Origin of the sequence: Microcella putealis (assembly GCF_004216575.1) — a bacterium.
GTDB classification, from domain to species: domain Bacteria; phylum Actinomycetota; class Actinomycetes; order Actinomycetales; family Microbacteriaceae; genus Microcella; species Microcella putealis.
In genome coordinates this window covers 97,839-122,026 of sequence record NZ_SGWW01000005.1, presented here as the reverse complement: position 1 = coordinate 122,026, position 24,188 = coordinate 97,839, and the positions used below count along the sequence as shown (strand labels likewise).

At 69.9% G+C, this 24,188-nt stretch carries 22 protein-coding genes and 1 pseudogene; 20 read left to right on the top strand and 3 right to left on the bottom strand.

The genetic code is table 11. The annotated features are described in order from the left end of the window. Positions 1-9 precede the first annotated feature (9 nt). Together pknB and EV141_RS11560 are read right to left on the bottom strand one after the other, a co-directional pair. Positions 10-1,959, bottom strand: coding sequence for a Stk1 family PASTA domain-containing Ser/Thr kinase (pknB, locus tag EV141_RS11565; protein WP_130486123.1), 1,950 nt, complete (start codon positions 1,957-1,959; stop codon positions 10-12). A gap of 50 nt (positions 1,960-2,009) precedes the next feature. Continuing rightward, complete coding sequence (locus EV141_RS11560) at positions 2,010-3,434, bottom strand: LysM peptidoglycan-binding domain-containing protein (protein WP_241969242.1); 1,425 nt, start codon at positions 3,432-3,434, stop codon at positions 2,010-2,012. A 182-nt stretch (positions 3,435-3,616) separates the two neighbouring features. Between EV141_RS11560 and EV141_RS11555 the strand changes: the two genes are divergently transcribed. Beyond that, on the top strand, positions 3,617-3,955 hold the full coding sequence (locus tag EV141_RS11555; RefSeq protein ID WP_130486122.1) for an Rv2175c family DNA-binding protein: 339 nt from the start codon (positions 3,617-3,619) through the stop codon (positions 3,953-3,955). Between the two features lie 38 nt (positions 3,956-3,993). On the opposite strand, the gene EV141_RS11550 is transcribed toward EV141_RS11555, so the two are convergent. Then, a complete protein-coding gene (locus tag EV141_RS11550) occupies positions 3,994-5,115 on the bottom strand; it encodes a polyprenyl synthetase family protein (protein WP_130486121.1) in 1,122 nt (373 codons plus the stop codon). Between the two features lie 86 nt (positions 5,116-5,201). Here EV141_RS11550 and EV141_RS11545 point away from each other — a divergent pair, with 86 nt between their 5' ends. From EV141_RS11545 to EV141_RS11455, 19 genes and pseudogenes are all read left to right on the top strand, one after another. Next, positions 5,202-5,579, top strand: a complete 378-nt coding sequence (locus EV141_RS11545; RefSeq protein WP_130486120.1) for a DUF3040 domain-containing protein — start codon at positions 5,202-5,204, stop codon at positions 5,577-5,579. 264 nt (positions 5,580-5,843) lie between these two features. Next, entirely contained in the window at positions 5,844-6,275 is a 432-nt protein-coding gene (mraZ, locus tag EV141_RS11540; RefSeq protein WP_130486119.1) for a division/cell wall cluster transcriptional repressor MraZ, read from the top strand. A gap of 102 nt (positions 6,276-6,377) precedes the next feature. After that, positions 6,378-7,328: a 16S rRNA (cytosine(1402)-N(4))-methyltransferase RsmH gene (gene rsmH, locus EV141_RS11535; protein WP_185740127.1), complete on the top strand. Its 951-nt coding sequence runs from the start codon at positions 6,378-6,380 to the stop codon at positions 7,326-7,328. Beyond that, entirely contained in the window at positions 7,325-7,942 is a 618-nt protein-coding gene (ftsL, locus tag EV141_RS11530; RefSeq protein ID WP_130486117.1) for a cell division protein FtsL, read from the top strand. The genes rsmH and ftsL overlap by 4 nt, the downstream gene beginning before the upstream one ends. Before the next feature lie 36 nt (positions 7,943-7,978). Beyond that, positions 7,979-9,751 carry a peptidoglycan D,D-transpeptidase FtsI family protein gene (locus EV141_RS11525; RefSeq protein ID WP_130486116.1) on the top strand — a complete coding sequence of 591 codons (1,773 nt, stop codon included), beginning with the start codon at positions 7,979-7,981 and terminating at the stop codon, positions 9,749-9,751. A 29-nt stretch (positions 9,752-9,780) separates the two neighbouring features. After that, positions 9,781-11,331, top strand: a complete 1,551-nt coding sequence (locus EV141_RS11520) for a Mur ligase family protein (protein WP_130486115.1) — start codon at positions 9,781-9,783, stop codon at positions 11,329-11,331. Beyond that, complete coding sequence (locus EV141_RS11515; RefSeq protein ID WP_130486114.1) at positions 11,331-11,978, top strand: glutamate ligase domain-containing protein; 648 nt, start codon at positions 11,331-11,333, stop codon at positions 11,976-11,978. Before EV141_RS11520 ends, EV141_RS11515 begins: the two co-directional genes overlap by 1 nt. Then, positions 11,975-13,072, top strand: a complete 1,098-nt coding sequence (mraY, locus tag EV141_RS11510; protein WP_130486113.1) for a phospho-N-acetylmuramoyl-pentapeptide-transferase — start codon at positions 11,975-11,977, stop codon at positions 13,070-13,072. The genes EV141_RS11515 and mraY overlap by 4 nt, the downstream gene beginning before the upstream one ends. After that, positions 13,072-14,598 (top strand): UDP-N-acetylmuramoyl-L-alanine--D-glutamate ligase, encoded by a 1,527-nt coding sequence (gene murD, locus EV141_RS11505; RefSeq protein ID WP_130486112.1) that lies wholly within the window; start codon positions 13,072-13,074, stop codon positions 14,596-14,598. Before mraY ends, murD begins: the two co-directional genes overlap by 1 nt. Next, on the top strand, positions 14,561-15,766 hold the full coding sequence (gene ftsW, locus EV141_RS11500) for a putative lipid II flippase FtsW (RefSeq protein WP_130486111.1): 1,206 nt from the start codon (positions 14,561-14,563) through the stop codon (positions 15,764-15,766). Before murD ends, ftsW begins: the two co-directional genes overlap by 38 nt. Further along, the gene (locus tag EV141_RS11495; RefSeq protein ID WP_130486110.1) at positions 15,763-16,848 is read left to right on the top strand and encodes a UDP-N-acetylglucosamine--N-acetylmuramyl-(pentapeptide) pyrophosphoryl-undecaprenol N-acetylglucosamine transferase; all 1,086 of its coding nucleotides are present in this window, start codon (positions 15,763-15,765) and stop codon (positions 16,846-16,848) included. The genes ftsW and EV141_RS11495 overlap by 4 nt, the downstream gene beginning before the upstream one ends. A gap of 6 nt (positions 16,849-16,854) precedes the next feature. After that, positions 16,855-18,373 (top strand): annotated as a pseudogene (murC, locus tag EV141_RS11490) (UDP-N-acetylmuramate--L-alanine ligase). A gap of 25 nt (positions 18,374-18,398) precedes the next feature. Beyond that, entirely contained in the window at positions 18,399-19,271 is an 873-nt protein-coding gene (locus EV141_RS11485) for a cell division protein FtsQ/DivIB (RefSeq protein ID WP_130486108.1), read from the top strand. A 155-nt stretch (positions 19,272-19,426) separates the two neighbouring features. Continuing rightward, positions 19,427-20,566, top strand: a complete 1,140-nt coding sequence (gene ftsZ / locus EV141_RS11480; RefSeq protein WP_130486107.1) for a cell division protein FtsZ — start codon at positions 19,427-19,429, stop codon at positions 20,564-20,566. Beyond that, the gene (locus tag EV141_RS11475; protein ID WP_130486106.1) at positions 20,532-21,251 is read left to right on the top strand and encodes a YggS family pyridoxal phosphate-dependent enzyme; all 720 of its coding nucleotides are present in this window, start codon (positions 20,532-20,534) and stop codon (positions 21,249-21,251) included. The genes ftsZ and EV141_RS11475 overlap by 35 nt, the downstream gene beginning before the upstream one ends. Positions 21,252-21,284: 33 nt before the next feature. After that, on the top strand, positions 21,285-21,770 hold the full coding sequence (locus EV141_RS11470) for a cell division protein SepF (protein ID WP_130486105.1): 486 nt from the start codon (positions 21,285-21,287) through the stop codon (positions 21,768-21,770). A gap of 35 nt (positions 21,771-21,805) precedes the next feature. Further along, entirely contained in the window at positions 21,806-22,099 is a 294-nt protein-coding gene (locus EV141_RS11465; protein ID WP_130486104.1) for a YggT family protein, read from the top strand. 124 nt (positions 22,100-22,223) lie between these two features. Next, complete coding sequence (locus EV141_RS11460) at positions 22,224-23,102, top strand: DivIVA domain-containing protein (RefSeq protein WP_130486103.1); 879 nt, start codon at positions 22,224-22,226, stop codon at positions 23,100-23,102. 52 nt (positions 23,103-23,154) lie between these two features. Beyond that, positions 23,155-24,060, top strand: coding sequence for an RluA family pseudouridine synthase (locus tag EV141_RS11455; RefSeq protein ID WP_130486163.1), 906 nt, complete (start codon positions 23,155-23,157; stop codon positions 24,058-24,060). Positions 24,061-24,188: the final 128 nt, after the last annotated feature.

The window sequence follows — 24,188 nt, the reverse complement described above, 5'->3', positions numbered from 1 at the left end:
CGCCTAGCCCTAGTACCGTGCGACGATTTGCACGGTCGAGCCTCTGACCGCGCTTTCCCCGCCGGCCGGCTCCGTTCGCTGCACGCCGAACACGCCGAGTCCCCATCCGAGCCGCGGCACGTTGGTGTCGAGAGTTTCGGGAGTCCGGAATCCCGCGCCCTCGAGAATTTCGATGGCGTCGCTGATCGTCTCGCCGGTGACGTCTGGGATCTCGACGAGGTCGGGGCCGCGCGATGCGACGAGACCGAGTGTGTCTCCCGGTGCCACGATCTCGGGCACCGCGCTGTACCCGATCACGGAGCCGTTGGCGATGTCGTTGTCGAACACGTTCGACTCGACGACACCGGTCAGTCCTCGACGGGCGAGTTCGGCTTGCGCGGCCTCGACCGTGAGCCCCCGCACCTCGGGGATCGCGCCGACCGACACCAACAGTGACACCGGTGTGCCGCGGAACGACGACGCCCCCGGCTCGAGCCCCTGCCCACCGGCGTCGCGCACGGCGAGCACGGAACCGTCGGCGATCTCGCCGTTGAACTGTTCGGAGCGTTCCTCCGCGACAACGAAACCGGCGTCCTCCAGCGCCGCGCGCGCATCCGCTTCGGGTACTCCCCGGACGTCGGGCAGCGTCGTTGGCTCGGCTCCCTGGGACACGATGAGGGTGATCTCCGCGTCGCGCGGCAGGGCGGTCCCGGCTGCGGGGTCGGTGCGAATGACGCGTCCGGCTTCGATGTCGAGCGAGTATTCGAGCGTCGACGGCTCGAGCACGATCAGACCGCTGTCCGTCAGCGTCGCCCGGGCCTCCGCCTCGCTGGCGCCCGTCACCTCGGGCACCGTCACCGTGCCGCCGGGGCCCGCCGAGAACCACCATCCTCCGAGCGCGGCGAGACCCGCCACGAGGAGCACGATGAGCATGAGCGCGATGCCGCGGCGACGTCGTGACGGGGCCGCGAGCATCAGCTGCTGGGCGGGCGTGCCCGGGTCTGCGGGCGGTGCCGCTGCGCGAGCCCCCGCTGTCGTCAGCGGTGCGATGACGGTCGTTTCAGCGGTCGACGGCTGGTAGGTCGACAGCGGCGGCAGCACCATGGTCTGCTGGGGGCCGGTCGCGACGATCGATGTCGCCAGTGAGCGTGCCGTCTCGCGCAGCTGCTCGAGCAGCGCACGGGCGTCCGCTGGCCGGTCGGCGGGCTCCCGCGAGGTCGCCCACAGCACGAGCTCATCGAGCTCGGCGGGTACGTCGGGGTTCACGCTGCTGGGAGCCGGCACCGAGTCGTTCGCGTGCTGGTATGCGATCTGCATGGGCTGTTCGCCCTTGAATGGCTGCTCGCCGGTGAGCATCTCGAACATCATGATGCCGAGCGCGTAGATGTCACTGCGGGTGTCGGCGATGCCTCGAGTGATCAGCTCGGGGGAGAGGTAGGCGATCGTGCCGAGCAGCGCGGCACCGGTGGCCGTGTTCGCGCTCGCGGCGCGGGCGAGACCGAAGTCACCGATCTTGATGCGTCCGTCGTCGGCGAGCAGCACGTTTTCGGGCTTCAGGTCGCGGTGCACGATGCCGGCTTTGTGTGCGGCCGAGAGCCCGGCCAGCACGGCCTCGCCGATATCCAGCGTCTGTTCGGGGGTGAGGGCGCCGTAGTCCTGCAGCAGCTCACGCAGGGTGATGCCCGGCAGGTACTCCATAACGAGGTAGGCTGATTCGGCGTCTTGGCCCTGGTCGAAGACATTGACAACGTTCGGATGCGCCAATCGCGCGGCGCTCCGCGCCTCTTGGATGAAGCGTTCTTTGAATTGGCTGTCATCGGCGAGGTGGCCGTGCATGATCTTGACCGCAACGAGGCGGTCAAGCCGTTGGTCGGTGGCGAGATACACGGTCGCCATGCCGCCGCGCGCGATGCGTGAGCGCACTTGATATCGGCCGTCGATGAGGCGACCGATCAACGGGTCTCCGGGCGCGGCGCTCACCCTGTCGAGTCTAGGTCGGCGGCCCGCTCAGGCGGGGTGCGCCACACGGGTCAGCCGAGTTGCTCGAGCCAGGCGCGCGCGCTCGTCTCCCACTTCGCGTAGGCCGTGGGGTACGCCGAGATCTGCACGGCTTGCGCGGCGACGGTGAGCGACATCGACTGCCATCCGCGAATGTCCAGTAGACCGCGCGTGACGCCGCGGTTGGGGTTCGACGGCCCCCCGTAGAACAGCCGCGAGGCATGGGCCGTGTCTTGCAGTTGGCTGGGGGTTCCCCAGCCGCTCGAGGGGCGCTGTTGGAACAGGCCGACCGAGTCGAGGTGACCCCACGACAGGTTGCGCAGCGATGACTCTTGCATCGCCGTCGCCAGCGCGATCACGATGCCGTAGTCGGGCACGCCCAGTTGACGCCCCACCGAGATAATCGTCTGCGCGTGCGCGCGCTGGTCGGCGTTGAGCGCCGTAATCGTGCCAGCCGGCGGTGTCGTGGGCGGAGCAACGGGCGGGGCGGGTGCCGGGGCCGGCGCGGGTGCGGGTGCGGGTGCCGCGGCGGGCGGAGCCGGGGCCGGCGCGGGAGCCGGAGCCGGGGCGGGCGCTGCGGGTGCGGCGGCGCGCTCGTCCTCGGCGGGCCCTCCGGGAAGGGTGGGGCGTTCGCTCACAGGCATACTCATGACCGCGTCGTCGACAGGGGCTGCGGGCTCCGTGGCTGCCGCGCCCGCGCTCGATGTGTGACCGGGAATCACCAGACTCTGGCCGGGGTAAATGATGCTGCGCCAGCCGAGGCCGTTGGCGTCGAGCACGGCTTGCGTAGTGATGCCGAATCGCGCGGCGATGGCCGACACCGTGTCACCGGCGACGACCTGGTAGCGCCCCTCGGTCACGGTGGGAACGGGCGCGGGTGCTGGTGCCTGCGCTTTCGCCGGCGCATCGGTCAGCTGCAGCACCTGGCCGGGGAAGATCAGTGAATTCCAGCTCAGCCCGTTCAGCGCGAGAATGCTCGGAGTGGACAGGCCGTAGCGCTGAGCGATGTCGCTCACCGTGTCGCCGGCCTGCACGGTGTACGAGGCGGGGGCTGCCGCCGCCGCGACGGCACGCGCGCCCAGCGCACCGGGGGTGAGAGCCGCCCCGACCTGCGTCAGCGCCGACCGCAGACTCGGGGCGCCGGGGTTCAGCTGGGGCTTGGGAGCGAGAGGCTTGCGCGCGGCAGCAGCAGAGTCAACCGGCCCGGTGAGCCCCAGGCCGAGCACGATGGCGCCCGTGAGCACGACCGGCATGGTGCTGAGCGCCGCGGTGCGCCCGATGGAGGGGCGGGCGGGCCGGCGGAACGCGGCACCCGTCGCCGGTGCTGACGGGGCAGGCGTGCCCGTGGCGCGAGGGGCGAGACCGGCGAACACGGCTCGGGCGCGGTCAGCGGCGGCCTTCTGCTCGTGCTCGAAACGCTGCGTCTCGGCCGCGCTGAATTCGGTGTTGACGGACATCGTGTCGGGTACCCCCAGGCGCTGTCGGCGTCCTCAGACAACGAGAACGGGCGGAAATCCCCCTTCCGCTTGTTACACAGTACAACTGGTGTCAACAGATGGGGAAGATGTGACGAGAGGTAACACGCTCGAAACAATTGACCGTGCTGCCCTCAGCGCCCGGGGTCTGGCACCCTAAAGACGTGAACGTCGAATCGTCCCGCTGGCTGACCGTGCCCGACCTCGTCGAGATTCTCGGGCTCGGCCCAGGCAAGATCCATCGCCTCTTTGAGGAGCGTCAATTGCTCGCGGTGCGCCGCGACGGTGTGCTGGTGGTGCCCGAGGAGTTCCTCGTCGACGGTGAGCCGGTGCACGGCCTGCCCGGCACGCTGACCCTGCTCGCCGATGCCGGGTTCAGCGATGATGAGGCGATGCAGTGGATGCTCGCCGAGAACGACCAGCTCGATGCGGCCCCCATCGCGTCACTGCGGGCGGGGCGTAAGGCCGAGGTGCGCCGGATCGCGCAGGTTCTCGCGTTCTAACCCGTCCCCGCGATCGCCTGCCATCGCAGCCGACCTCGTCAGCTGCTGCGGCGCGTGACGAGGTCGGCAAGCCCTTCAAGCTCTCGTTGCGCAGCGCGGCTGATCGGTGCCGCCTCCAGCGCCGCGAGAGCGTCGGCGACCGAGCGACTGATGATCGACTCGACCGTCTCGACGGCGCCGCTGTCGCGAATGGTGGCCTGCAGGGTGGCCACCTGGTGCGCCGTGAGCTCGGGGTCGCCGAGTAGCTCGTCGATCAGGGCGCGCGGGCCCGAGGGCAGGCCGGCGCGCGCGAGCGCGATGATGACCGTGCGCTTGCCTTCGCGGAGGTCGTCGCCGGCGGGCTTGCCGGTGATCTCGGGGTCACCGAAGACGCCGAGCAGGTCGTCGCGCAATTGGAACGCGACGCCGAGCGGCAGACCAAACGCGCGGAGGGCTTCCACCTGCTCGGGGGTGCCGCCGGCCATCAGCGCGCCGATCGCAAGCGGCGCTTCGATCGAGTATTTCGCCGACTTGTAGGTCACGACGCGGTGGGCGCGCGGCAATTGATCGCGTTCGTCGGCGTCGCGCCACGCGACCTCTTCGTAGATGTCGAGGTATTGACCGAGCATGACCTCGGTGCGCATGGTGCGGAACTCGTCGCGGGCGGCCCGCGCCGCACGGCGGTCGGCGACGCGCCCCAGGCCGTCGTCGAGCAGCTCGTCGCTCCAGCCGAGCAGGAGGTCGCCGAGGAGCAGCGCCGTCGAGGTGCCGTAGACGCGATCGCTGCCGGCCCACTCGCGGGCGCGGTGCTCTGCCTCGAAACGCCGATGCGCAGCCGGCTTGCCCCGGCGGGTGTCGGAGTTGTCCATGATGTCGTCGTGCACGAGAGCGGCACCCTGGAACAGCTCGAGCGCTGCCGCGACGTCGATCACGGCGTCGATATCCGGATGCTCGTCCAGCGTCGCGAGAGGATCATCCGGTCGCGCCGACCCGGCAACGGCCTGCCACCCCCAGTAGGCGAACAGGGCGCGGAACCGCTTGCCGCCCGCGAGCAAGTCGCGCGACGCGTCGATGAAGACGCCGAGCTCATCGGCGACCGAATCGAGGTGGCTCGCGCGGTCGTCCAGGAAGCCGGTGATCCGGGCGTGAACCAGGTCAACTAGGCGCAATCTCTCAGCCACTCACCTAGCCTATCCAGCAGGGCGGTCGTAGACTGACGGAGTCGCGGGAGCCCTCGCGACATGCACGCCGTAATCAAGGGGTCACCATGCCGCTGTCAGAGCAGGAGCAGCGCCTTCTCGAAGAGATGGAGCGCAACCTCTACCGCAACGACGCCGATTTTGTGAGCGCCGTCTCGGGCAACCGGGGAAAGCCGAACTACACGCTCGTCACGGTGGGCGCGCTGCTCGCGGTCCTCGGCATTGGCGTGCTCGTCACCGGTGTCATCATCTCGATCCCGCTCGTCGGCGTCCTCGGCTTCGCCCTGATGTTTGGGGGAGTGCTGCTGGCTCTCACGCCCGGCAAGGGTTCCGTCCAGGCACCGAACGAACCCGCCGCCAGCGCTCGCACTGCGCGCGCGCCGCGGGCCTCCTTTATGGACAAGTTGAACGAGCGGTGGGAGCGCCGCCAAGACGGCGACAGCTAAACGCTCCACTTTCCTCCCCGAAGCTTTTCGCCGGGGCTGACCTCAGGGTCAGCCCCGGTTTTTTTGCGCCATGACGCGGATGCGCGGGGCGCGTCGCCGTCGCGGGTCGCGCATCCCGCGTGGCGCTTGCACCCCCAGTACGGGGGCAATGGGGCGCATCGCGGGAATAAAGTGGTGCCAGGAGGCTCAAAGTGGAGGTAAGTGGAGTAATGTGGAGGAAATTCCCGATCTCGGGCCGGAGATGAGAGGGGGTGCGGTCGCACCATGTTTCTCGGCGCGCACACCCCCAAGCTCGACGACAAGGGGCGGCTGATCCTCCCCGCGAAGTTCCGCGGCCAGCTCGCCGACGGCCTCGTGCTCGCCCGCGGCCAAGAGCGCTGCATCTACGTCTTCACCCCCGAGACCTTTCAGCAGAAGGTCTCGCTCATCACGACGGCCCCCCTCACGAGCAAGGCGGCGCGCGACTACGTGCGCGTCTTTCTCTCGGGTGCGAGCGACGAAGAGCCCGACAAGCAGTTCCGCGTCACGATCCCCCCGGCCCTGCGGCAGTACGCGGGCCTCGAGCGCGACCTCACCGTGATCGGTGCCGGTGACCGCGCCGAAATCTGGTCGACCCCCGCCTGGGAGGCGTACTACGCCGCCCAGGAAGACGCCTTCTCGAGCACGGAGGAGGAGGTGATCCCCGGCCTCTTCTAGCCGCGAGGCCCGGACTCCCAGCCGTGACCCGCCCTGGCGCACCTTCCCCGGTGCCAGGTCGCACGGATGGGGATCCGGGCCCCGCGACCGGCCGATACGCCCATGACTGACCAGAAGCACACCCCCGTCATGCTCGACCGCTGCCTCGAGCTGCTCGAGCCCGCGATCGCCGCCCCCGGCGCGGTGCTGATCGATGCGACCCTCGGCCTCGGTGGGCACACCGAGGCGGCGCTCACGCGCTTCCCGGAGCTCACCGTCGTGGGCCTCGACCGCGACACCGACGCGCTCGCCCTGGCGACCGCACGGCTCGCCCCGTTCGGCGACCGCTTCCGCCCCGTGCACACGGTCTACGACCGCATCCGCGACGCACTCGACGGTCTCGGCATCGACCGGGTCAACGGCGTGTTGTTCGACCTCGGCGTCTCGTCGATGCAGCTGGATGAGGCCGAGCGCGGCTTCGCCTACGCGCAGGATGCCCCGCTCGACATGCGCATGGATCGCACGAGCGGTCAGACGGCCGCCGAGGTGCTCGCGAGCTACCCCGAGTCGGCGCTGCGCCGTATCTTCGAGCGCTACGGCGAAGAACGCCTCGCTCCCCGCTACGCGCGTCGCATCGTTGAGGCACGGATGCTCGCCCCGATCGAGCGCAGCGATCAACTGAATCGCATCATCGCCGACGCGACGCCGCAGGCGGCCCGTCGCCCCGGTCACCCCGCGAAGCGGGTCTACCAGGCGCTGCGCATCGAGGTGAACGCCGAATTGGCGGCCCTCGAGGATGCGCTCCCCGCGGCGCTCGACGCCCTGATCGTCGGCGGGCGCATCGTCGTGCTCGCCTACCAGTCGCTCGAAGACCGCATCGTCAAGCGCGAGTTCGCGGCCCGCAGCCGCTCGACGGCGCCCGCCGGGCTACCCGTTGAGCTGCCGGAACACGCGCCCGAGCTGCGGCTGCTCGTGCGCGGCGCCGAGCAGGCCGACGACGCCGAACGTGCCCTGAACCCCCGAGCCATTCCGGTGCGCCTGCGTGCCGCCCAGCGACTGCGGGAGGTGGCATGAGCATCGCGGCCGACACTCTCGGCGCTCCGGTCCCGGCGCGCGGTCCGCGCATCCCGCGGCGCACCCTCCGCCCCGTCGTGGTGGCCCCGAGCCGCGAGCAGCGTCGCGCCCGCCCGCGTGCGCTGGCGGCGACCATCGCCGTGAGCGGCGTGTTCGCGATCCTGCTCGCCCAGCTCATGCTGAGCATCCAGCTCTCGGAGGGTGCCTACCGTCTGTCGGCCGCCGAAGCGCAGCTCGTTGAGCTCAACCGCGACGCCCAGGTGCTCACCGAAAACCTCGCGCGACTCGAATCGCCCCAAAACGTTGCCGCTCAGGCCGAGTCGCTCGGCATGGTCGTCAACTCATCCTCCGCCTACCTCCGGTTGGCGGACGCGGCCGTGCTCGGAGTGCCGGTCGCCGCATCCGCGCAGTCGGGAGTCCTCGACGGGCGCGACAGCATGGTCGGCAATGTGCTGCTCGCCGACGTGCCGCTGGTGGTCCCGGCGGCGGCGGGGGAGGCGTCGGGCGTGGCTCCGATGCCGTCGCCTCCGGGACCGCTAGCCTCCGCGGAACAGCCGGCAGCAGCGGTGCCGCCTGCAGGGCCAGAGCCGCTGCCCGCCCCCATCACTCGATGACCTCATGACCACCACGACAGCACCGGGAGGCCGAGCGTGACCACCGATCGCCGCACACGGCGCCGCATCACTGCCGCCGTGATCGTCATGGTCATCATCGTCTCCTCCTTCGTCGTTCGCCTCGTCGACATTCAGGTGGTTCGCGCCGCCGAGCTTGCCACCGAGGCCGAGGCCCGGCGCTCGATCCCTCAGACACTTCAGGGTCTTCGAGGCGACATCGTCGATCGCAACGGGGTCGCTCTCGCCGATGCCGTGTACCGCTACGACCTCACGGTGTCACCGCGCTTCGTGGGCGACTACACCGTCGCCGACCCCGAAACGCGCGAGCGCACCGAGCACACGGTCTGGGAGGCGTTGACCGCGATCGGGGAGATCACCGACACCGATCCGCTGGTGCTGCTCGAACGTATTGAGCAGGCGTTGGCCGAAAACCCCGAGAGCGATCACGCCTACCTCGTTCGTGGTGTCCCGACCGACGTCTTCCAGCGGGTCCGCGATCTTGGCGTGCCGTGGGTGTATTCCGAGCGCATCGCGGCCCGCACCTACCCAAACGGGCAGGTGGCGGGAAACCTCGTGGGCTTCCTCGGCACCGACGGCCCCCAGACCGGCCTCGAGCTCGCGAGAAACGACTGCCTCGGCGCCGTGAATGGCAGCTCCACCTTCGAGCGCGGCGCTGATGGGGTGCGCCTGCCGGGCAGCACCGTCGTGCACCAAGAGCCGGTCGACGGCGGAACCCTCGCCCTCACGATCGACGCCGACCTGCAGTGGTTTGCGACCCAGGCCCTCGCCGAGCAGGCCACCGCGCTCGGCGCCGACTGGGCAACGGCCATGGTGGTACGTGCCGACAGCGGCGAAATCATCGCCGCGGCCGACTGGCCGACGGTCGACCCCAACAACGTCAACGGCACCGACCCCGAAAACTTGGGCTCGCGCATCTTCACCTGGCCATACGAGCCCGGGTCGACGATGAAGGCCGTCACCATCGCGTCGCTTCTTGACGCGGGTCAGACGACTCCGCTCGAGCAGATCGAGGTGCCGAGCGGATACGAGACGATCAACGGCTGGCAGATTCGCGATGCGTGGGCCCACTCGGGAATGCGTCTGACGACCGCGGGCATCCTGATGAACTCGTCCAACATCGGCACATCGATCCTCGGCGAACGACTGAGCTTCGCCGATCGCGAGCGGTACCTGCGCGCCTTCGGTTTCGGTGAGCCCACTCCGGTCGGCTTCCTCGGCGAGGAGGCCGGAACCGTGCGCTCGTCCGACACGATTGACGGGCACGGCGCCTACATGCAGCTCTTCGGTCAGTCGGTGAGCGTCACGAGCGCGCAGGTGGCCCAGGCCTACCAGATCCTCGCCAATGGCGGCGAACGCAAGCCGCTGACGCTTGTCTCGGGCTGCGACCACGGCGACGGCGAGGTGACGCACCAGCCGTCGACCGAGGGCACCCGCGTGGTGTCGGAAAGCGCGGCCGCGCAGACCGTTCAGATGATGGAGTCGGTGGTGACCGACTACTACCTCGGCCCACAGCTGACGGTGCCGGGGTACCGGGTTGCCGCCAAGACGGGAACCGCCGAGGTGCCGATCAACGGCGTGTACTCGCGCGAGCGCATCGTGTCGGTCGCCGGCATGGCGCCGGCCGAAGACCCGGAATTTGTCGTGGTGGTCACCTTCGGTCGTCCCGATACGATTAAGACCTCTGCAGCGGCGGCCCCGACGTTCCAGCAGATCATGACGCAGGTACTGAAGACCTTCCGAGTGGCCCCCAGCACGCAGCCCCCGCCGCGCCTTCCGACGACCTGGTAGGCGCCCGAGTCGAAAAGAAGAGTTTCCGCGTGGCCGATCGCCCCTCCGACGTCTTTCGTCCCGAGCACCCCACCCCGCGCGAGCTCGGCAATCTCCTGGCGGAGTTCGGCGACGTGCGCGTCGTGACCGGCGACGTGACCGGCCAGCTCACCGGCGTCACGCTCGCCTCGGGGGATGTGCGCCCAGGAGACCTCTACGTCGGTATTCGCGGTGCGCATCGGCACGGTGCCGAGTTCGCGGCGGATGCCGTGCGGGCGGGTGCGGTTGCCGTCATGACCGATGATGAGGGGGCGGCACTGGCAGCCGCCTCAGGCGTCCCCATTCTCGCGGTGGAGAACCCGCGCGCGCGGCTTGGCGCGATCAGCGCGTGGGTCTATGGCACCGAGGAAAACCCGGCAGCGCTGTATGGCGTGACGGGAACGAACGGCAAGACCTCCACGGTGTACCTGCTGAAGGGCATCCTCACGCAGCTCGGCGAAACGGCGGGCCTGACGTCCACCGCCGAACGCCACATCGGTGATCGGGTCGTGACGAGCACCCTCACCACGCCCGAAGCGACCGAGATGCACGCCATGCTCGCCCGCATGCGGGAGGTCGGGGTCACGAGCGTCGCCGTCGAGGTCAGTGCACAGGCCCTCAGTCGCCACCGCGTCGATGGCCTCGTGCACGATGTCGCCGGCTTCACAAACCTGAGCCACGACCACCTCGACGACTACGGCGACATGGAGGGGTACTTCGCAGCGAAGCTGCCGCTCTTTCAGCCCGATCGCTCTCGTCGCGCCGTCGTGAGCCTCGACTCGGTCTGGGGCGCTCGCCTCGTTCGTGAGGCCGGGGTGCCGGTCACGACAATTGCCTCGCTCGACGACGCGGAGGCAGACGCCGACTGGCGCGTCGTCGTGACAGATGAAACCCCCGAGTACACCGCGTTCACGCTCACCGCCCGTGACGGTCGCATGCTCACGACGAGCGTGCCGCTGATCGGCCGGCACATGGCCGCCAACGCGGGCCTCGCGCTCGTCATGCTCGTCGAGGGCGGGCACCCGTTCGAGCGAGTGGCCGATGTCGTGGCGGACGGCATCGACGCCTACCTGCCCGGTCGCGCGGAGCGCGTCTCGGGCGACACCGGTCCGACCGTGTACGTCGATTTCGGCCACAGCGCCGATGCGTTCCGCTCGACGCTCGAGGCGGTGAATCGCCTGACCGCGGGCCGCACGATCATGGTGATGGGCGCATCCGGTGACCGCGACACCACGAAGCGGCACGAGATGGGGCGCGTGGCTGCGGACGGCAGCGACGTGCTGATCGTCACAGACCACCACCCCCGGTTCGAAGACCCGCAACGGGTGCGCTCCATGCTGCTCGAGGGGGTCGTCGACGCCGAGCACGCCCCCGACGAGGTGCTCGAGATTGTGCCGCCCGAGGCCGCCATTCGCGCGGCGATCGAGCGCGCGCGGCCCGGCGACACGATCCTCTGGGCCGGCCCGGGTCACTTGGCGTACCGCGACATTCGCGGCGAGAAGGTGCCGTTTTCGGCGCGTGATGAAGCGCGTGCCGCGCTTCGCGAGGCGGGGTGGGTGTGATGGCCGCGACGGTTGACGACGTGATCGTGTCGCGCGACGGCACGACGATTCACCTGCGTGCCGGCGACGAGCGCGCGGTCCTCGTGATTGAGGCGATCGGCGACGCGGCGACGGCCGCCGCGATCGATGCGGTGGATGCGCGCCTCGCGACCGGCGCACCGCTCGCCGAGGCGACGCATGCGGCCGCGAGCATCCGCGACATTCCCCGTCGCTGCGAGCGGCGGGTGACCCCCTCCGGCCTCCTCGTCCTGGACGATCGTGACGCCGCCACGGCGGCCGAGGTGCGCCGTTCGCTGCAGGTGGTGGCGGGCCTCACCCGCGGCACCGAGGCCCGCTCGTTTGTCGTCGCCGGAGAGCTCGTCACTGAGCCGACCGACTGGTTTGAGGATCACGACGCTCTCGGGCGCGTGGTGGTGCGGCTCGACATCGCGCAGCTGATTGTCATTGGCCACGGCGCGCGTCACTTGCACAACGCCGCGGGGCTCGAGGGCTCGTGGGACGGGGAGTCGCTGCTCGTCGAGACGGCCGATGAGGCCTACGCTTCACTGCATGACAGGGTCCACTCCGGAGACGTCGTGCTCGTGACGGGCGGGGGAGTGTCCGACCTTTCCGCGCTCGTCGAACGTTTGACGGAGGTCGCAGCGTGATCGCTCTGTTGTTCTCGGGCGCATTCGCGCTCACCTTCACCCTGCTGATGACCCCGCTGTTCGTGCGACTGTTCAAGCGCATCGAGTGGGGGCAGTTCATTCGCGAGGATGGCCCGCAGACGCACCACACGAAGCGCGGTACGCCCACGATGGGTGGCATCGTCGTCGTGCTCGGCGCGTCGCTCGGCTACGTGTTCGGGCACCTGGTCGCGCAAGAGCCGTTTACGCTCAGCGGGCTGCTCGTTCTGGGGGTTTTTGCCGGCCTCGCGCTGGTCGGCTTCGTCGACGACTACTCGAAGGTGCGCAACCAGCGCAGTCTCGGCCTCGGGGGCTGGGCGAAGGTTGCCGGGCAGGTCATCGTCGGCACCGCGTTCGCGCTGGTCGCCATTAACTTCCCCGACGAAGACGGCATTACCCCCGCCACGACGATGGTCTCGGGCGTTCGTGACATCGACTGGCTCGACTTCGCGGTCTTCGGCTCGATCGGCGCCATGATCCTCTTCACCCTGTGGGTGAACCTGATCGTGGTCGCCACGTCGAACGCGGTCAACGTCGCTGACGGCCTCGACGGCCTCGCGACGGGAGCGTCCATCCTGTCGATCGTCGGCTACATCGTGATCGCCTTCTGGCAGTTCAACCAGTCGTGCTCGAATGCGGGTCTCGACGAGGCGGTGGCCTACAAGTGCTACGAGGTGCGCGACTCGCTCGACCTCGCGATCGTGGCGGCGGCGATTGCCGCGAGCCTGATCGGGTTCTTGTGGTGGAACACCTCGCCCGCGCAAATCTTCATGGGTGACACCGGCTCCCTCGCGATCGGCGGCGCGCTGGCGGCGCTCGCGATCCTCACCCACACGCAGCTGCTGCTCGTGCTCATGGGCGGCCTCTTCCTCATCGTCACGGGCTCGGTGATCCTGCAGAGGGCGTACTTCAAGATCACGAAGGGCAAGCGCATCTTCCTGATGAGCCCGCTGCACCATCACTTCGAGTTGAAGGGCTGGGCCGAGGTCACGATCGTCGTGCGCTTCTGGCTCATCGGCGGCCTGTTCGTCGCCGTCGGCGTTGGCCTGTTCTACCTCGAGTGGATCAGCCGCTGATGGCAGCCCCTCTCGACCAGCTGACCAGCTGGCGCGCCGACTGGCGCGGACTGAACGTCGTCGTGCTGGGTCTCGGCGTCACGGGCTTTGCCGCCGCCGACACCCTCGCCGAGCTCGGCGCCCGCGTCACCGTCGCCGCGCGCACCCCCGATGCCGAGCGCGCGCGCATCCTGCCCGTGATCGGCGTCGACCTCGTCGAGCTATCCGGCGACGATGCGAACGATGCGGATGTCGTTCTCGCGCTCGGCGCGGATCTCGCGATCGTCTCGCCCGGCTTCACGCCTGAGCAGCCCCTGATCCGGGCCATTCAGGCGGCGGGCATCCCGATGTGGGGCGACATTGAACTCGCCTGGCGCGTGCGCGACAAGGTCGAGCCTGCCGCCGAGTGGATCACCATCACCGGCACGAACGGCAAGACCACGACGACGCAGTTGACCGCCACCATGCTCGCCGAGGCCGGTCGTCGCGTGGCCCCGTGCGGCAACATTGGCGTGCCGGTGCTCGATGCCGTGCGCGACCCGGCCGGTTTCGACGTGCTCGTCGTCGAGTTGTCGAGCTTCCAGCTGCACTGGCTGCCGACCGAGGGGCCCGGCGCGCTGTCGCCGCTCGCGAGCGCCTGCCTGAATCTTGCCGAAGACCACTACGACTGGCACGGCAGCCCGGACGCGTACGCGGCGGCCAAGGCGAAGGTGTACGCCAACACGCGGCTCGCCTGCGTGTACAACCGTCGCGACGAGGCGACCATGCGCATGGTCGAGCAGGCCGACGTCGTCGAGGGGTGCCGGGCGATCGGCTTCAGCTCCGACACCCCCGGCCCGAGCGACGTGGGGCTGGTCGACGACCTGCTCGTCGACCGGGCGTTCCTCGACGAGCGTCACACAACCGCGCTCGAGCTCGCCTCGCTCGCCGATCTGGCGGCGGCCGGGCTGCAGACCCCGCACGGGCTCGCCAACGCCCTCGCGGCGTCGGCCCTGGCGCGCGCCGCCGGTGCCAGCCCCGTGGCTGTGCGCGACGGGCTGCGGGCGTTCCGCGTCGACCACCACCGCACCGAGGTCGTAGCGCAGATCGACGAGGTCGTCTGGGTCGACGATTCGAAGGCCACGAACGCCCACGCAGCCGCCTCCTCGCTCACGGCGTACCGCTCGGTGGTCTGGATCGTGGGCGGGCTTGCCAAGGGGGTCGACCTCGCGCCGCTCGTCGCGGCCCACCGCGACCGCCTGCGCGCCGCCGTCCTCATTGGCGCTGAGCGCGCATCCCTTGCCGAAGCGTTCGCCCGACACGCCCCCGGGCTCCCCGTCTCTGAGGTCGACGCCCGCGAGACTGACCGGGTGATGCCCGACGCCGTTCGGCTCGCCGCACGATTCGCCCAGCCGGGCGACACCGTGCTGTTGGCTCCGGCGGCGGCATCAATGGACCAGTTCGACGACTACGCCGATCGCGGTAGGCGATTTGCGGACGCGGTGAGGCAGCACGGGGAGGGAGCAGCCGATGACGAGCATCCGGCCCCCTCGCGCGACGCCGGCTGACGGCGAGCGCGGCGGTCGCGCCCCGGCCGCCGTCGTCGCGGTGCGGCGACTGTTCGGCACCGACAACCCCGATGCGATCCTGCTGCTCGGCACAACGATCTTCCTCGTGCTGTTCGGCCTGGTCATGGTGTTGTCGGCCTCGTTCATCGTGTCGAGCCAGGGCAACAACGGTGACTTCTTCGCGATCTTCGTGCGGCAGGGGGCGTTCGCGCTCATCGGCATCCCCGTCATGCTGTCGATCGCGCGCCTGCCCGCCGTGTTCTGGCGACGCTGGGCCCGCCACTTCGTGCTGCTGGGCGTCGGGCTGCAGGCGCTCGTGGTGTTCACCCCCCTCGGCTACGGCTATGGCGGTAACCGCAACTGGCTGAACATTGGTGGCCTCACGGCCCAGCCCTCCGAGTTTCTGAAGCTGGCGCTCGTCGTCTGGCTGGCGACCGTGCTCGGCGCGAAGGCCGGCGGCTTCCACCGCTGGCGCGACGTGCTGATCCCCGCGATCCCGCTGTCCCTCGTCGCCATCGGCATGGTGCTGATCGGCCAAGACCTGGGTACGGCCGGCATCATGTTGGCCATCGTGCTCGGTGCGCTGTTCTTCGCGGGGGTGCCGCTGCGCTACCTCGTCGCCATGGTGCTCGCGATCGCCGGTGCCGCCGTGGCGTTCGCGTATTCGAGCCCCTCGCGCGTCAGCCGCATCACCACGTGGCTCGACGGGTGCGCGCCCGAAGACTACGAGGGCACCTGCTGGCAGATCGTGCACGGCACCTGGGCGCTCGGCTCGGGAGGGTTGTTCGGTGTGGGCCTCGGCAACTCCTCGGCCAAATGGTCGTGGCTGCCGCACGCCGAGAGTGACTTCATCTTCGCGATCATCGGCGAAGAGCTGGGCCTCGTCGGCGCCGTCGTCGTGCTGGCCCTCTTCGTCGCCCTCGGCATCGCCTTCGTGCGTCTGCTGCGCGGCCCGCTCGATGGCTTCCGTCGCATCGCCATCGGCGGCGTCATGGTGTGGATCATCACCCAAGCCTTCGTGAACATCGCGGTCGTGCTCGGCATGCTGCCCGTGCTCGGCGTTCCCCTGCCCTTCGTGTCGGCGGGCGGAACCTCCCTCGTCGCGAACCTCCTCGCCGTCGGCGTGGTGCTGTCGCTGTCCCGCCCCGTGCCGGAGCAGGTGCGATGACCACGGTCCTCTTGGCCGGCGGCGGTACCGCGGGCCACGTGAACCCCCTGCTCGCCGTCGCCGATGCGTGGCGCGCCGACGAGCCTGACGCCGAGCTCGTCGTGCTCGGCACGGCGGAGGGGCTCGAGGCGCGCCTCGTCCCCGCGCGCGGCTACGAGCTCGTGACCATTCCGCGCGTGCCCTTTCCGCGCCGCCCGAACGGTGCCGCCCTGCGCTTTCCGGCCCGCTTCCGCGACGCGGTGCGCATCACGCGGCAGCTCATCCGCGATCGCGGGGTGGATGCCGTGGTCGGCTTTGGCGGGTACGCCTCGGCCCCGGCGTACGTCGCCGCCCGCGCCGAGAAGGTGCCGTTTGTCGTGCACGAGGCGAACGCACGCCCCGGCATCGCGAATCGCCTCGGCGGCTGGCTGGGCGGCCGCGTCGCCACCACCTTCCCCGGCACGCCGATGCGCGGGGCCACCGTCGTCGGCATGCCGCTGCGGCGCGAGATCGTCGAGCTCGATCGGCGGGCCGTGCGCGATGACGCCCTCGCCGAGTTCGGCTTCACCGCCGAGCGCCCCGTACTGCTGGTCACGGGTGGGTCAACGGGAGCGCGCAGCATCAACCACACGATCGCCGCCAGCGCCCCCGCGATCCTCGGCGCCGGCTGGCAGATCCTGCACATCACGGGCCGCGACCGCGGCGGCGACGACCCGGGGCTGACCGGCTATCGCGTGATCGAGTACTGCGACCGCATGGACCTCGCCCTGGCCGCGGCTGAGCTCGTCGTCTGCCGCTCGGGCGCCGCGACGGTGACCGAGCTGGGCGCCGTCGGTCTCGCGTCCATCCTCGTGCCGTACCCGGTGGGCAACGGCGAGCAGCGCCTCAACGCCCGCGAGCTCATCGACGCCGGGGCCGCGATCCTCGTTGACGATGCCGCGTTCACTCCCGAGTGGGTGAGCGACAGCCTCATTCCGTTGCTCACCGGCCGCTCCGAGATCGCCCGCATGACGGCGGCCGCTGCCACGGTTGGCCGCCGCGACGCCGCATCCGCCATGGTTCGTCTCGCGCGCGAGGCCATCGCCTCGCGCGGCGTAGGGTGATGGCCGATGATTGCTCCTGACCTCGACCTCGTCCTGCCCGACACCCTCGGCCGCCTGCACTTCGTCGGCATCGGCGGCAGTGGCATGAGCGGCATCGCCCGCATGATGCACGCCCGCGGCCACGTCGTGACGGGAAGCGACCGCGCCGAGTCCCCGACGGTGACGGCGCTGCGCGAGCTGGGCATCCCCGTCGCGATCGGCCACGACGCGGCGCACGTCGGCGACGCGGAGGCGCTCGTCGTCACGGGCGCGCTCTGGCAGGACAACCCCGAATACCAAGAAGCGCTATCGCGGGGCATCCCCGTGCTGCACCGCGCGAACGCGCTGGCGTGGCTCGTCCGGGGCGAGCGGCTTGTCGCCGTCGCCGGGGCCCACGGCAAGTCGACCTCCACGGGCATGGCGGTCGAGGCGTTGCGCGCGCTCGACCGCGACCCGTCCTTCATCAATGGTGCGGTCATCCAGTCGGCCGGCACCTCGGCCGCCTGGGGCGAGGGTGAGCTGTTCATCGTCGAGGCTGACGAGTCAGACGGCTCGTTCCGGCTGTACGACACGGCCCTCGCGATCATCACAAACATCGACTCCGACCACCTCGACCACTACGGATCCGCCGACGCCATCGACGAAGCCTTCTGGCGTTTCGCATCCGCCGTGCGCGAGGCGGTCGTCCTCTCGGCCGACGACCCCGCCACCCGTCGACTGAGCGAGCGGATGCGCGAGGCCGCCGCGGGCGGCGCCCCCCTTCCGTGGCTGGTCACCTTCGGTGAGTCCGCCGACGCGGATGTGCGCATCACCGAGATCGGAACGACCGGCCCCGTGACGTTCACCCTCGAGCGCGACGGCGTGCGCGCATCCGGTCGCCTTGCCGTGCCGGGCCGCCACAACGCGGTCAACGCAGCGGGCGTCGTCGCGCTGCTGTCTGTGCTCGGAGTGGAGCTCGGCGAGGCGGTCGCCGCACTCGACGGGTTCGCGGGCACGCAGCGCCGCTTCGAGAGCCACGGCGAGGCCGACGGTGTGCGCCTCTACGACGATTACGCCCACCACCCCACCGAGGTGGTCGCCGCCCTGCAGCAGGCGCGCAGCGTCGTCGGCGAGGGCCGCGTGATCGCGGTGCACCAGCCGCACCTGTTCAGCCGCACGCAGGCCATGGCGGGCGACTTCGCGACCGTCTACGAGCGCGGAGCCGACCACACGATCGTGCTCGACGTGTACGGGGCGCGCGAGGATCCGATTCCCGGCGTCACGGGGGCGCTCGTGGCCGACGCGTTTGCCGATCAGGCTCGGGTTGACTACCGACCCAACTGGGACGATGCGGCCGCCCGGGTCGCCGAGATCGCCCGCCCCGGCGACATCGTCATGACCCTCAGCTGTGGCGACGTGTACCGCATCATCCCCGAGCTCCGCGCCGCCATCGAGCGCCGGGCGGGGGCGTGAAGCGCCCCGAGGGAATCGGCGGCCCCGTGCCGCCGCGCGAATCAGCAGCGTCGCGTGCGCCGCAGGCCCCGCCTGCCTCGCGCGCCCCGCGTGATGCGCCGCTCGGGGGCCGTGCGCGCGTGCGCGATGTCGCTCCCGATGCCGGCGAGGGGGAGGCAGCCACGCCGTCACCGCCGTCCGCTCGATCGCTTGCGCGCAACGCTCGGCGCGCCCGTCGCGATGCGCACCGTCTCGAGCGTCGCGCTGCCCGGGAACGCCGACGGTCCGAGCGCGGCGAGGTGCGGCGCTTTACGCGTATCTCGCGGCGACGCAAAGCCATCGCGCTGGGCGCCGGCATCTCGTTGGCGAGCCTGGTGGGCGGCGTCGCGGTCGTGACGCTCAGCCCGATCATGTCGCTGACGACGATCGAGGTCACGGGTGCGTCTCGCCTCGACCCGCAGCGGGTGGTCGATGCCCTCGACGAGCACCGCGGAACGCCGCTCGCCTTCCTGTCCGACGACGAGATCGCCGCCGACCTCGCCGACTTCACCCTGGTGCGCTCCTTCGCCACCGAGATCGTTCCACCCAACACCCTTATCGTTCGCATCGTCGAGCGCGCCCCCATCGGCGCGCTCGAGACGGCGAACGGCGTCGAACTGGTGGATGCGGCGGGTGTCGTCATCGAGGTCACTGACGCGATCCCCGACGGTGTTCCGCTGATCCAGCTGCCGAGCGACGACGCCGAAGGAGTCGCGTTCGGGGCGGTCGCCGACGTCCTGATTGCGGTTCCCCGAGAGGTCGTGGCGCGCATCCGCACCGTGTCGGCGTCGACCCGCGATGACGTCACCTTCGAGCTGCGTGACAGCGCGCACATCGTGATCTGGGGCGATGCCGAGCGCTCGGCGCAAAAAACCCGGGTGCTCGACGCGGCGATCGCCGCGACCGACCAGGCGGTGCGCTGGACCTACGACGTCTCGGCTCCGGACAGTCTCGTCGTCCGCGACGCCGGCTGATCCGGCCCGGGCACACGAATCACGCCGCCCGCTTGAGCGACACGCGCGCGGCCTCACCGGGCGGGTGGCTCTGGGGCCGTACCGTTCCGGTTAATCAGCAGTTGTGAGGATACCTTACACCTCAGGTAGAGGTTGAAGGTTAGACGGAGGCCCCAGTGACCACGAACCAGAACTACCTCGCCGTAATCAAGGTGGTCGGCATCGGCGGCGGCGGCGTGAACGCCGTCAACCGGATGATCGAGCTCGGCCTCCGCGGTGTCGAATTCATTGCCATCAACACCGACGCCCAGGCGCTGCTGATGAGCGACGCCGACGTCAAGCTCGACGTCGGGCGTGAACTCACGCGCGGTCTGGGCGCGGGCGCCGACCCCGAGGTCGGCCGCCGTGCTGCCGAGGATCACGCGGAAGAGATCGAGGAGGCCCTCGCGGGTGCCGACATGGTCTTTGTCACCGCGGGCGAGGGTGGCGGTACCGGCACCGGCGGTGCGCCGGTCGTCGCCCGCATCGCCAAGTCGATCGGCGCGCTGACCATCGGTGTCGTCACGAAGCCGTTCAGCTTCGAGGGCAAGCGCCGTCAGGCGCAGGCCGAAGACGGCGTCTCCTCGCTGAAGAACGAGGTCGACACGCTCATCGTCGTGCCGAACGACCGCCTCCTCGAGATCAGCGACCGCGGCATCAGCATGCTCGAGGCCTTCGCGACCGCCGACCAGGTGCTGCTCGCCGGTGTTCAGGGCATCACCGACCTCATCACGACCCCCGGCCTCATCAACCTCGACTTCGCCGACGTCAAGAGCGTCATGCAGGGTGCGGGCAGCGCCCTCATGGGCATCGGCTCCAGCAGGGGAGCCGACCGCGCGATCAAGGCCGCCGAACTCGCCGTTGCCAGCCCGCTGCTGGAGGCGAGCATTGATGGCGCCCACGGCGTCCTGCTGTCGATCCAGGGCGGGTCGAACCTCGGCATCTTCGAGATCAATGACGCGGCGCGCCTCGTCCAAGAGGCCGTGCACCCCGAAGCGAACATCATCTTCGGTGCCGTGATCGATGACACCCTCGGCGATGAGGTGCGGGTCACCGTCATCGCGGCGGGCTTCGATGGGGGAGAGCCGCAGGCCGTTCGTGCTGACCGGCGCTCGTCCTTCCTCGACGCAGAGGGTTCGGACGAGAGTGCCGGTGAGGTCGAGGGTGCCGAGCGCTTCGGCGCCGCCGCGCCGCTCGGCGCGACCGCGCCGATCGACCCGCTCGACGCCGCGGTCGAGGTCGATGACGACCTCGACGTCCCCGAATTCCTGCGCTGAGATCGTGACGATCCCCGTCGACCTCGCCGAGCGCGTGGAGAGCGTGCTCGGCAGGGTTGCGGATGCCTGTCGCGATGCCGCTCGGCGCCCCGACGAGGTGACGGTGATTGCCGTCACGAAGTTCCACAGCGCGTCGCTCATTCGTCAACTCCACGCCCTGGGTATTCGGAATGTTGGCGAGAACCGTCATCAGGATGCGGCGCCCAAGGCTGCCGAGTTGGCTCACCTCGACCTCACCTGGCACTTCGTCGGCCAACTGCAGTCAAACAAGACCCGGGCGGTGCTGTCGTACGCCCGCATCATCCACTCGGTCGACCGCCCGTCCCTGGTGCGCGCATTGGCGCGCACCGAGGAGCCGTGCGAGGTGTTCCTCGAGGTCAATCTGACGGACGACCCCGGTCGCGGTGGCGTGGAGCCCGACGCTCTCGACGCCCTCGCCGAAGCAGTTCTCGCCGAATCGTCGATCCGCCTCGCGGGAGTCATGGCGGTGGCACCACTCGACGAGAGCCCACGATCAGCCTTCGCCCGGCTGCGCCTGCTGTCCGAACGGCTGCAGCGCATCGCCCCCGAGGCCACCGCGATCTCGGCCGGGATGTCCGGCGACTTTCCCGACGCCATTGCGGAGGGGGCGACACACCTCCGCATCGGCACGGCAATCACCGGAAAACGTCCGGCCGCCCCCTAACCTCGACAGCACACGCACACGTAAGGAACAGGCATGAGCAACCCGCTGCGCAAGACCATGGTCTACCTCGGCCTCGCCGACGAAGAGGTGCAGTACGACGACCGCGCTGAGGCCCCTGCGTCCCCCGCTCCCGCTGCGGCTGCCGCCGCACCGACCGCCAGTGCGCCGCAAAAGGCGCCCGTGACCCCGCTGCGTCGTGCCGCATCCGTGCGTCCGGCCGCGGCCGCCCCCGACATGAACGAGATCCTCACCGTCCACCCGCGCCACTACAAAGATGCGGCGATCATCGCGGAAAGCTTCCGCGAGGGCATCCCCGTGATCATCAACCTGACGCAGATGACCGAGTCCGAGGCGCGACGCCTCGTCGACTTCGCGAGCGGGCTCTCGCAGGGCCTGTACGGCAAGATCGAGCGCGTGACCGCCAAGGTCTTCCTGCTGTCGCCCGCGCACGTGGCGGTGAGTGGCGAGTCGGCCGAACCCGAGAGCGATGTTGACGCGTCGTTCGACGGCCGCGAGTAGCGCGTTCACTCAGCGGCGCCTGAGACACTAGAGCCGTGGAATCGCTTGTCTCGATCGTTCTCGGCGTGCTCTACGTCGCGCTCCTGATCGTCTTCATCGCCCTGTGGGCTCGGTTCATCCTCGATTGGGTGCAGGTACTCAACCGTGGCTGGCGCCCGCGCGGAGCCATGGTGGTGCTCGCCGAGGTCAGCTACACCATCACCGACCCGCCGATTCGCACGGTGCGCCGGGTGGTGCCGCCCCTCCGGCTCGGCGGCATCCAGCTCGATTTGGCGTTCATGATCGTGTTGTTCGTCGTGTGGCTGCTCATGAATCTTGTTCGCCCGTAAGCCACGGTGCATACCGTCGGCCCCGGCTGTACGCTGGGTGTCGCAGAAGTGACGGGTGTGACGCGATGTTGCTAGCGTTACCCCACCGTTATCCAATCGCTCCAGAAAGTTCGAGGTGACGCGCATGGCCCTCACGCCCGAAGACGTCGTCAACAAGCGTTTTCAGTCCACGAAGTTCCGGGAAGGGTACGACCAAGACGAGGTCGACGACTTCCTCGACGAAATTGTGGTCGAGCTTCGTCGCCTGAACCAAGAGAACGACGAACTGCGCCAGCGCCTGGTCGCGGCCGACGCGCGCATCTCCGAGGCGCAGCGCAGCGCCGCATCGGCACCCGCGCCCGCCTCGGCGCCCGCGGTTGCGTCGGCGCCCGCCGCTCCCGAGCCCGCGGTCGCCTCGGCCCCCGCGCCCGAGCCGGTCGCCGTGGCGCCCACCTCTGACTACGGCAGCCAGGCCGACATCGAGTCGACGAACACGGCGAACCTTCTGCAGCTCGCCCGTCGCCTGCACGAGGAGCACGTGCGCGAGGGTCTGGCGAAGCGAGACCAGCTCATCGCCGAGGGCCAGGCGGCGTCCGAGCGCATGGTGAGCGAGGCCGAGGCCACGGCCGAGCGCCTCGTCACCGAGGCTGAGGGCAAGCAGCGCGCCGCGGTCGAGGCCCTCGCATCCGAGAAGGCGACTCTTGAGCAGCAGGTTGAGCAGCTGCGCACATTCGAGCGCGAGTATCGCCAGCAGTTGCGCAGTTACATCGAGACGCAGCTCGCCGAGCTCAACAGCTCGACCGAGATGTCGCCGGCCCCCGACACCACGGCCGCGGCGTCCGCGGACGCCAGCCCGGCATGGGGAGATCAGGGCGGCGACACCGGCTACGGCCAGCCCGCCTCGGCTCCCGCCTACGGCCAGCCCGGCTCGGCGCCGACCTTCGGTCAGCCCGGCTCGGCTCCCGGCTCTGCCCCCGTCTACCCGGGCCAGCAGAACCCGCAGTACCCGGGCTACGGCAACTGAGCACCGCACTCACCCGTCGGGGACGGGCGTCATCGTGACCGAGTCGCGATCGATGCCCGTCCCCGACGGTCGTTCCGGGGAGCGTGTCGACGTTGCGCTGTCCAAACTGCTCGGCTTCTCCCGCACCCAATCGGCCGAGATCGCCGACACCGGGGGAGTAACCCTCGACGGGCGCACGGTCGGTAAGTCTGACCGGGTGGCGGCTGGTCAATGGCTCGAGGTGAGCTGGCAACCGCGCGACTCGCCGAGCATCCGCCCCGTCGTCGTCGAGAACCTGCGCGTCGTCCACGATGACGACGACCTCGTCGTCATCGACAAGCCCGTGGGGGTCGCCGCCCATCCGAGCGTCGGCTGGGATGGCCCGACCGTGCTCGGTGCTCTCGCCGGCGCCGGCTACCGCATCGCGACCTCGGGCCCGGCCGAGCGGGCGGGCATCGTGCACCGCCTCGACGCGGGAACAAGCGGACTCATGGTCGTCGCGAAATCCGAAAACGCCTACCGCGAATTGAAGCGGCAGTTTCACGACCGCGAGGTCGACAAGGTCTACCACGCCGTCGTGCAGGGGCACCCCGACCCGTTCTCCGGCACGATCGACGCCCCCATCGGCCGACACCCGGGGTCGGCGTGGAAGTTCGCCGTCGTCGCGGGAGGCAAGCCCTCAATCACCCACTACGACACGCTCGAAGCGTTCCCGGCCGCCACCCTGCTCGAGATTCATCTCGAGACGGGGCGCACCCACCAGATTCGCGTGCACATGGCCGCGCAGCGCCACCCGTGCGTGGGCGACGCCATGTACGGGGCTGACCCGACGCTGAGCGCGAAACTTGGCCTCACTCGTCAGTGGCTGCACGCCATGCGCTTGACCGTGACGCACCCCGCGACAGGCGAGCGGGTCGAATTTGCGTCGAGCTACCCCGACGACCTGGCCCACGCGCTCGACGTGCTCCGCGCATCCTGACAGCCCCTGTGACACCCGCCGCGACATGCCCGAGCGGGGCGCGCGGCCGACCTAGACTGGGTGCTCCCCACCCGTCGACGGAGGTTCCGTGAGCGCTGACTCGTTCGTCCACCTGCACGTGCACAGCG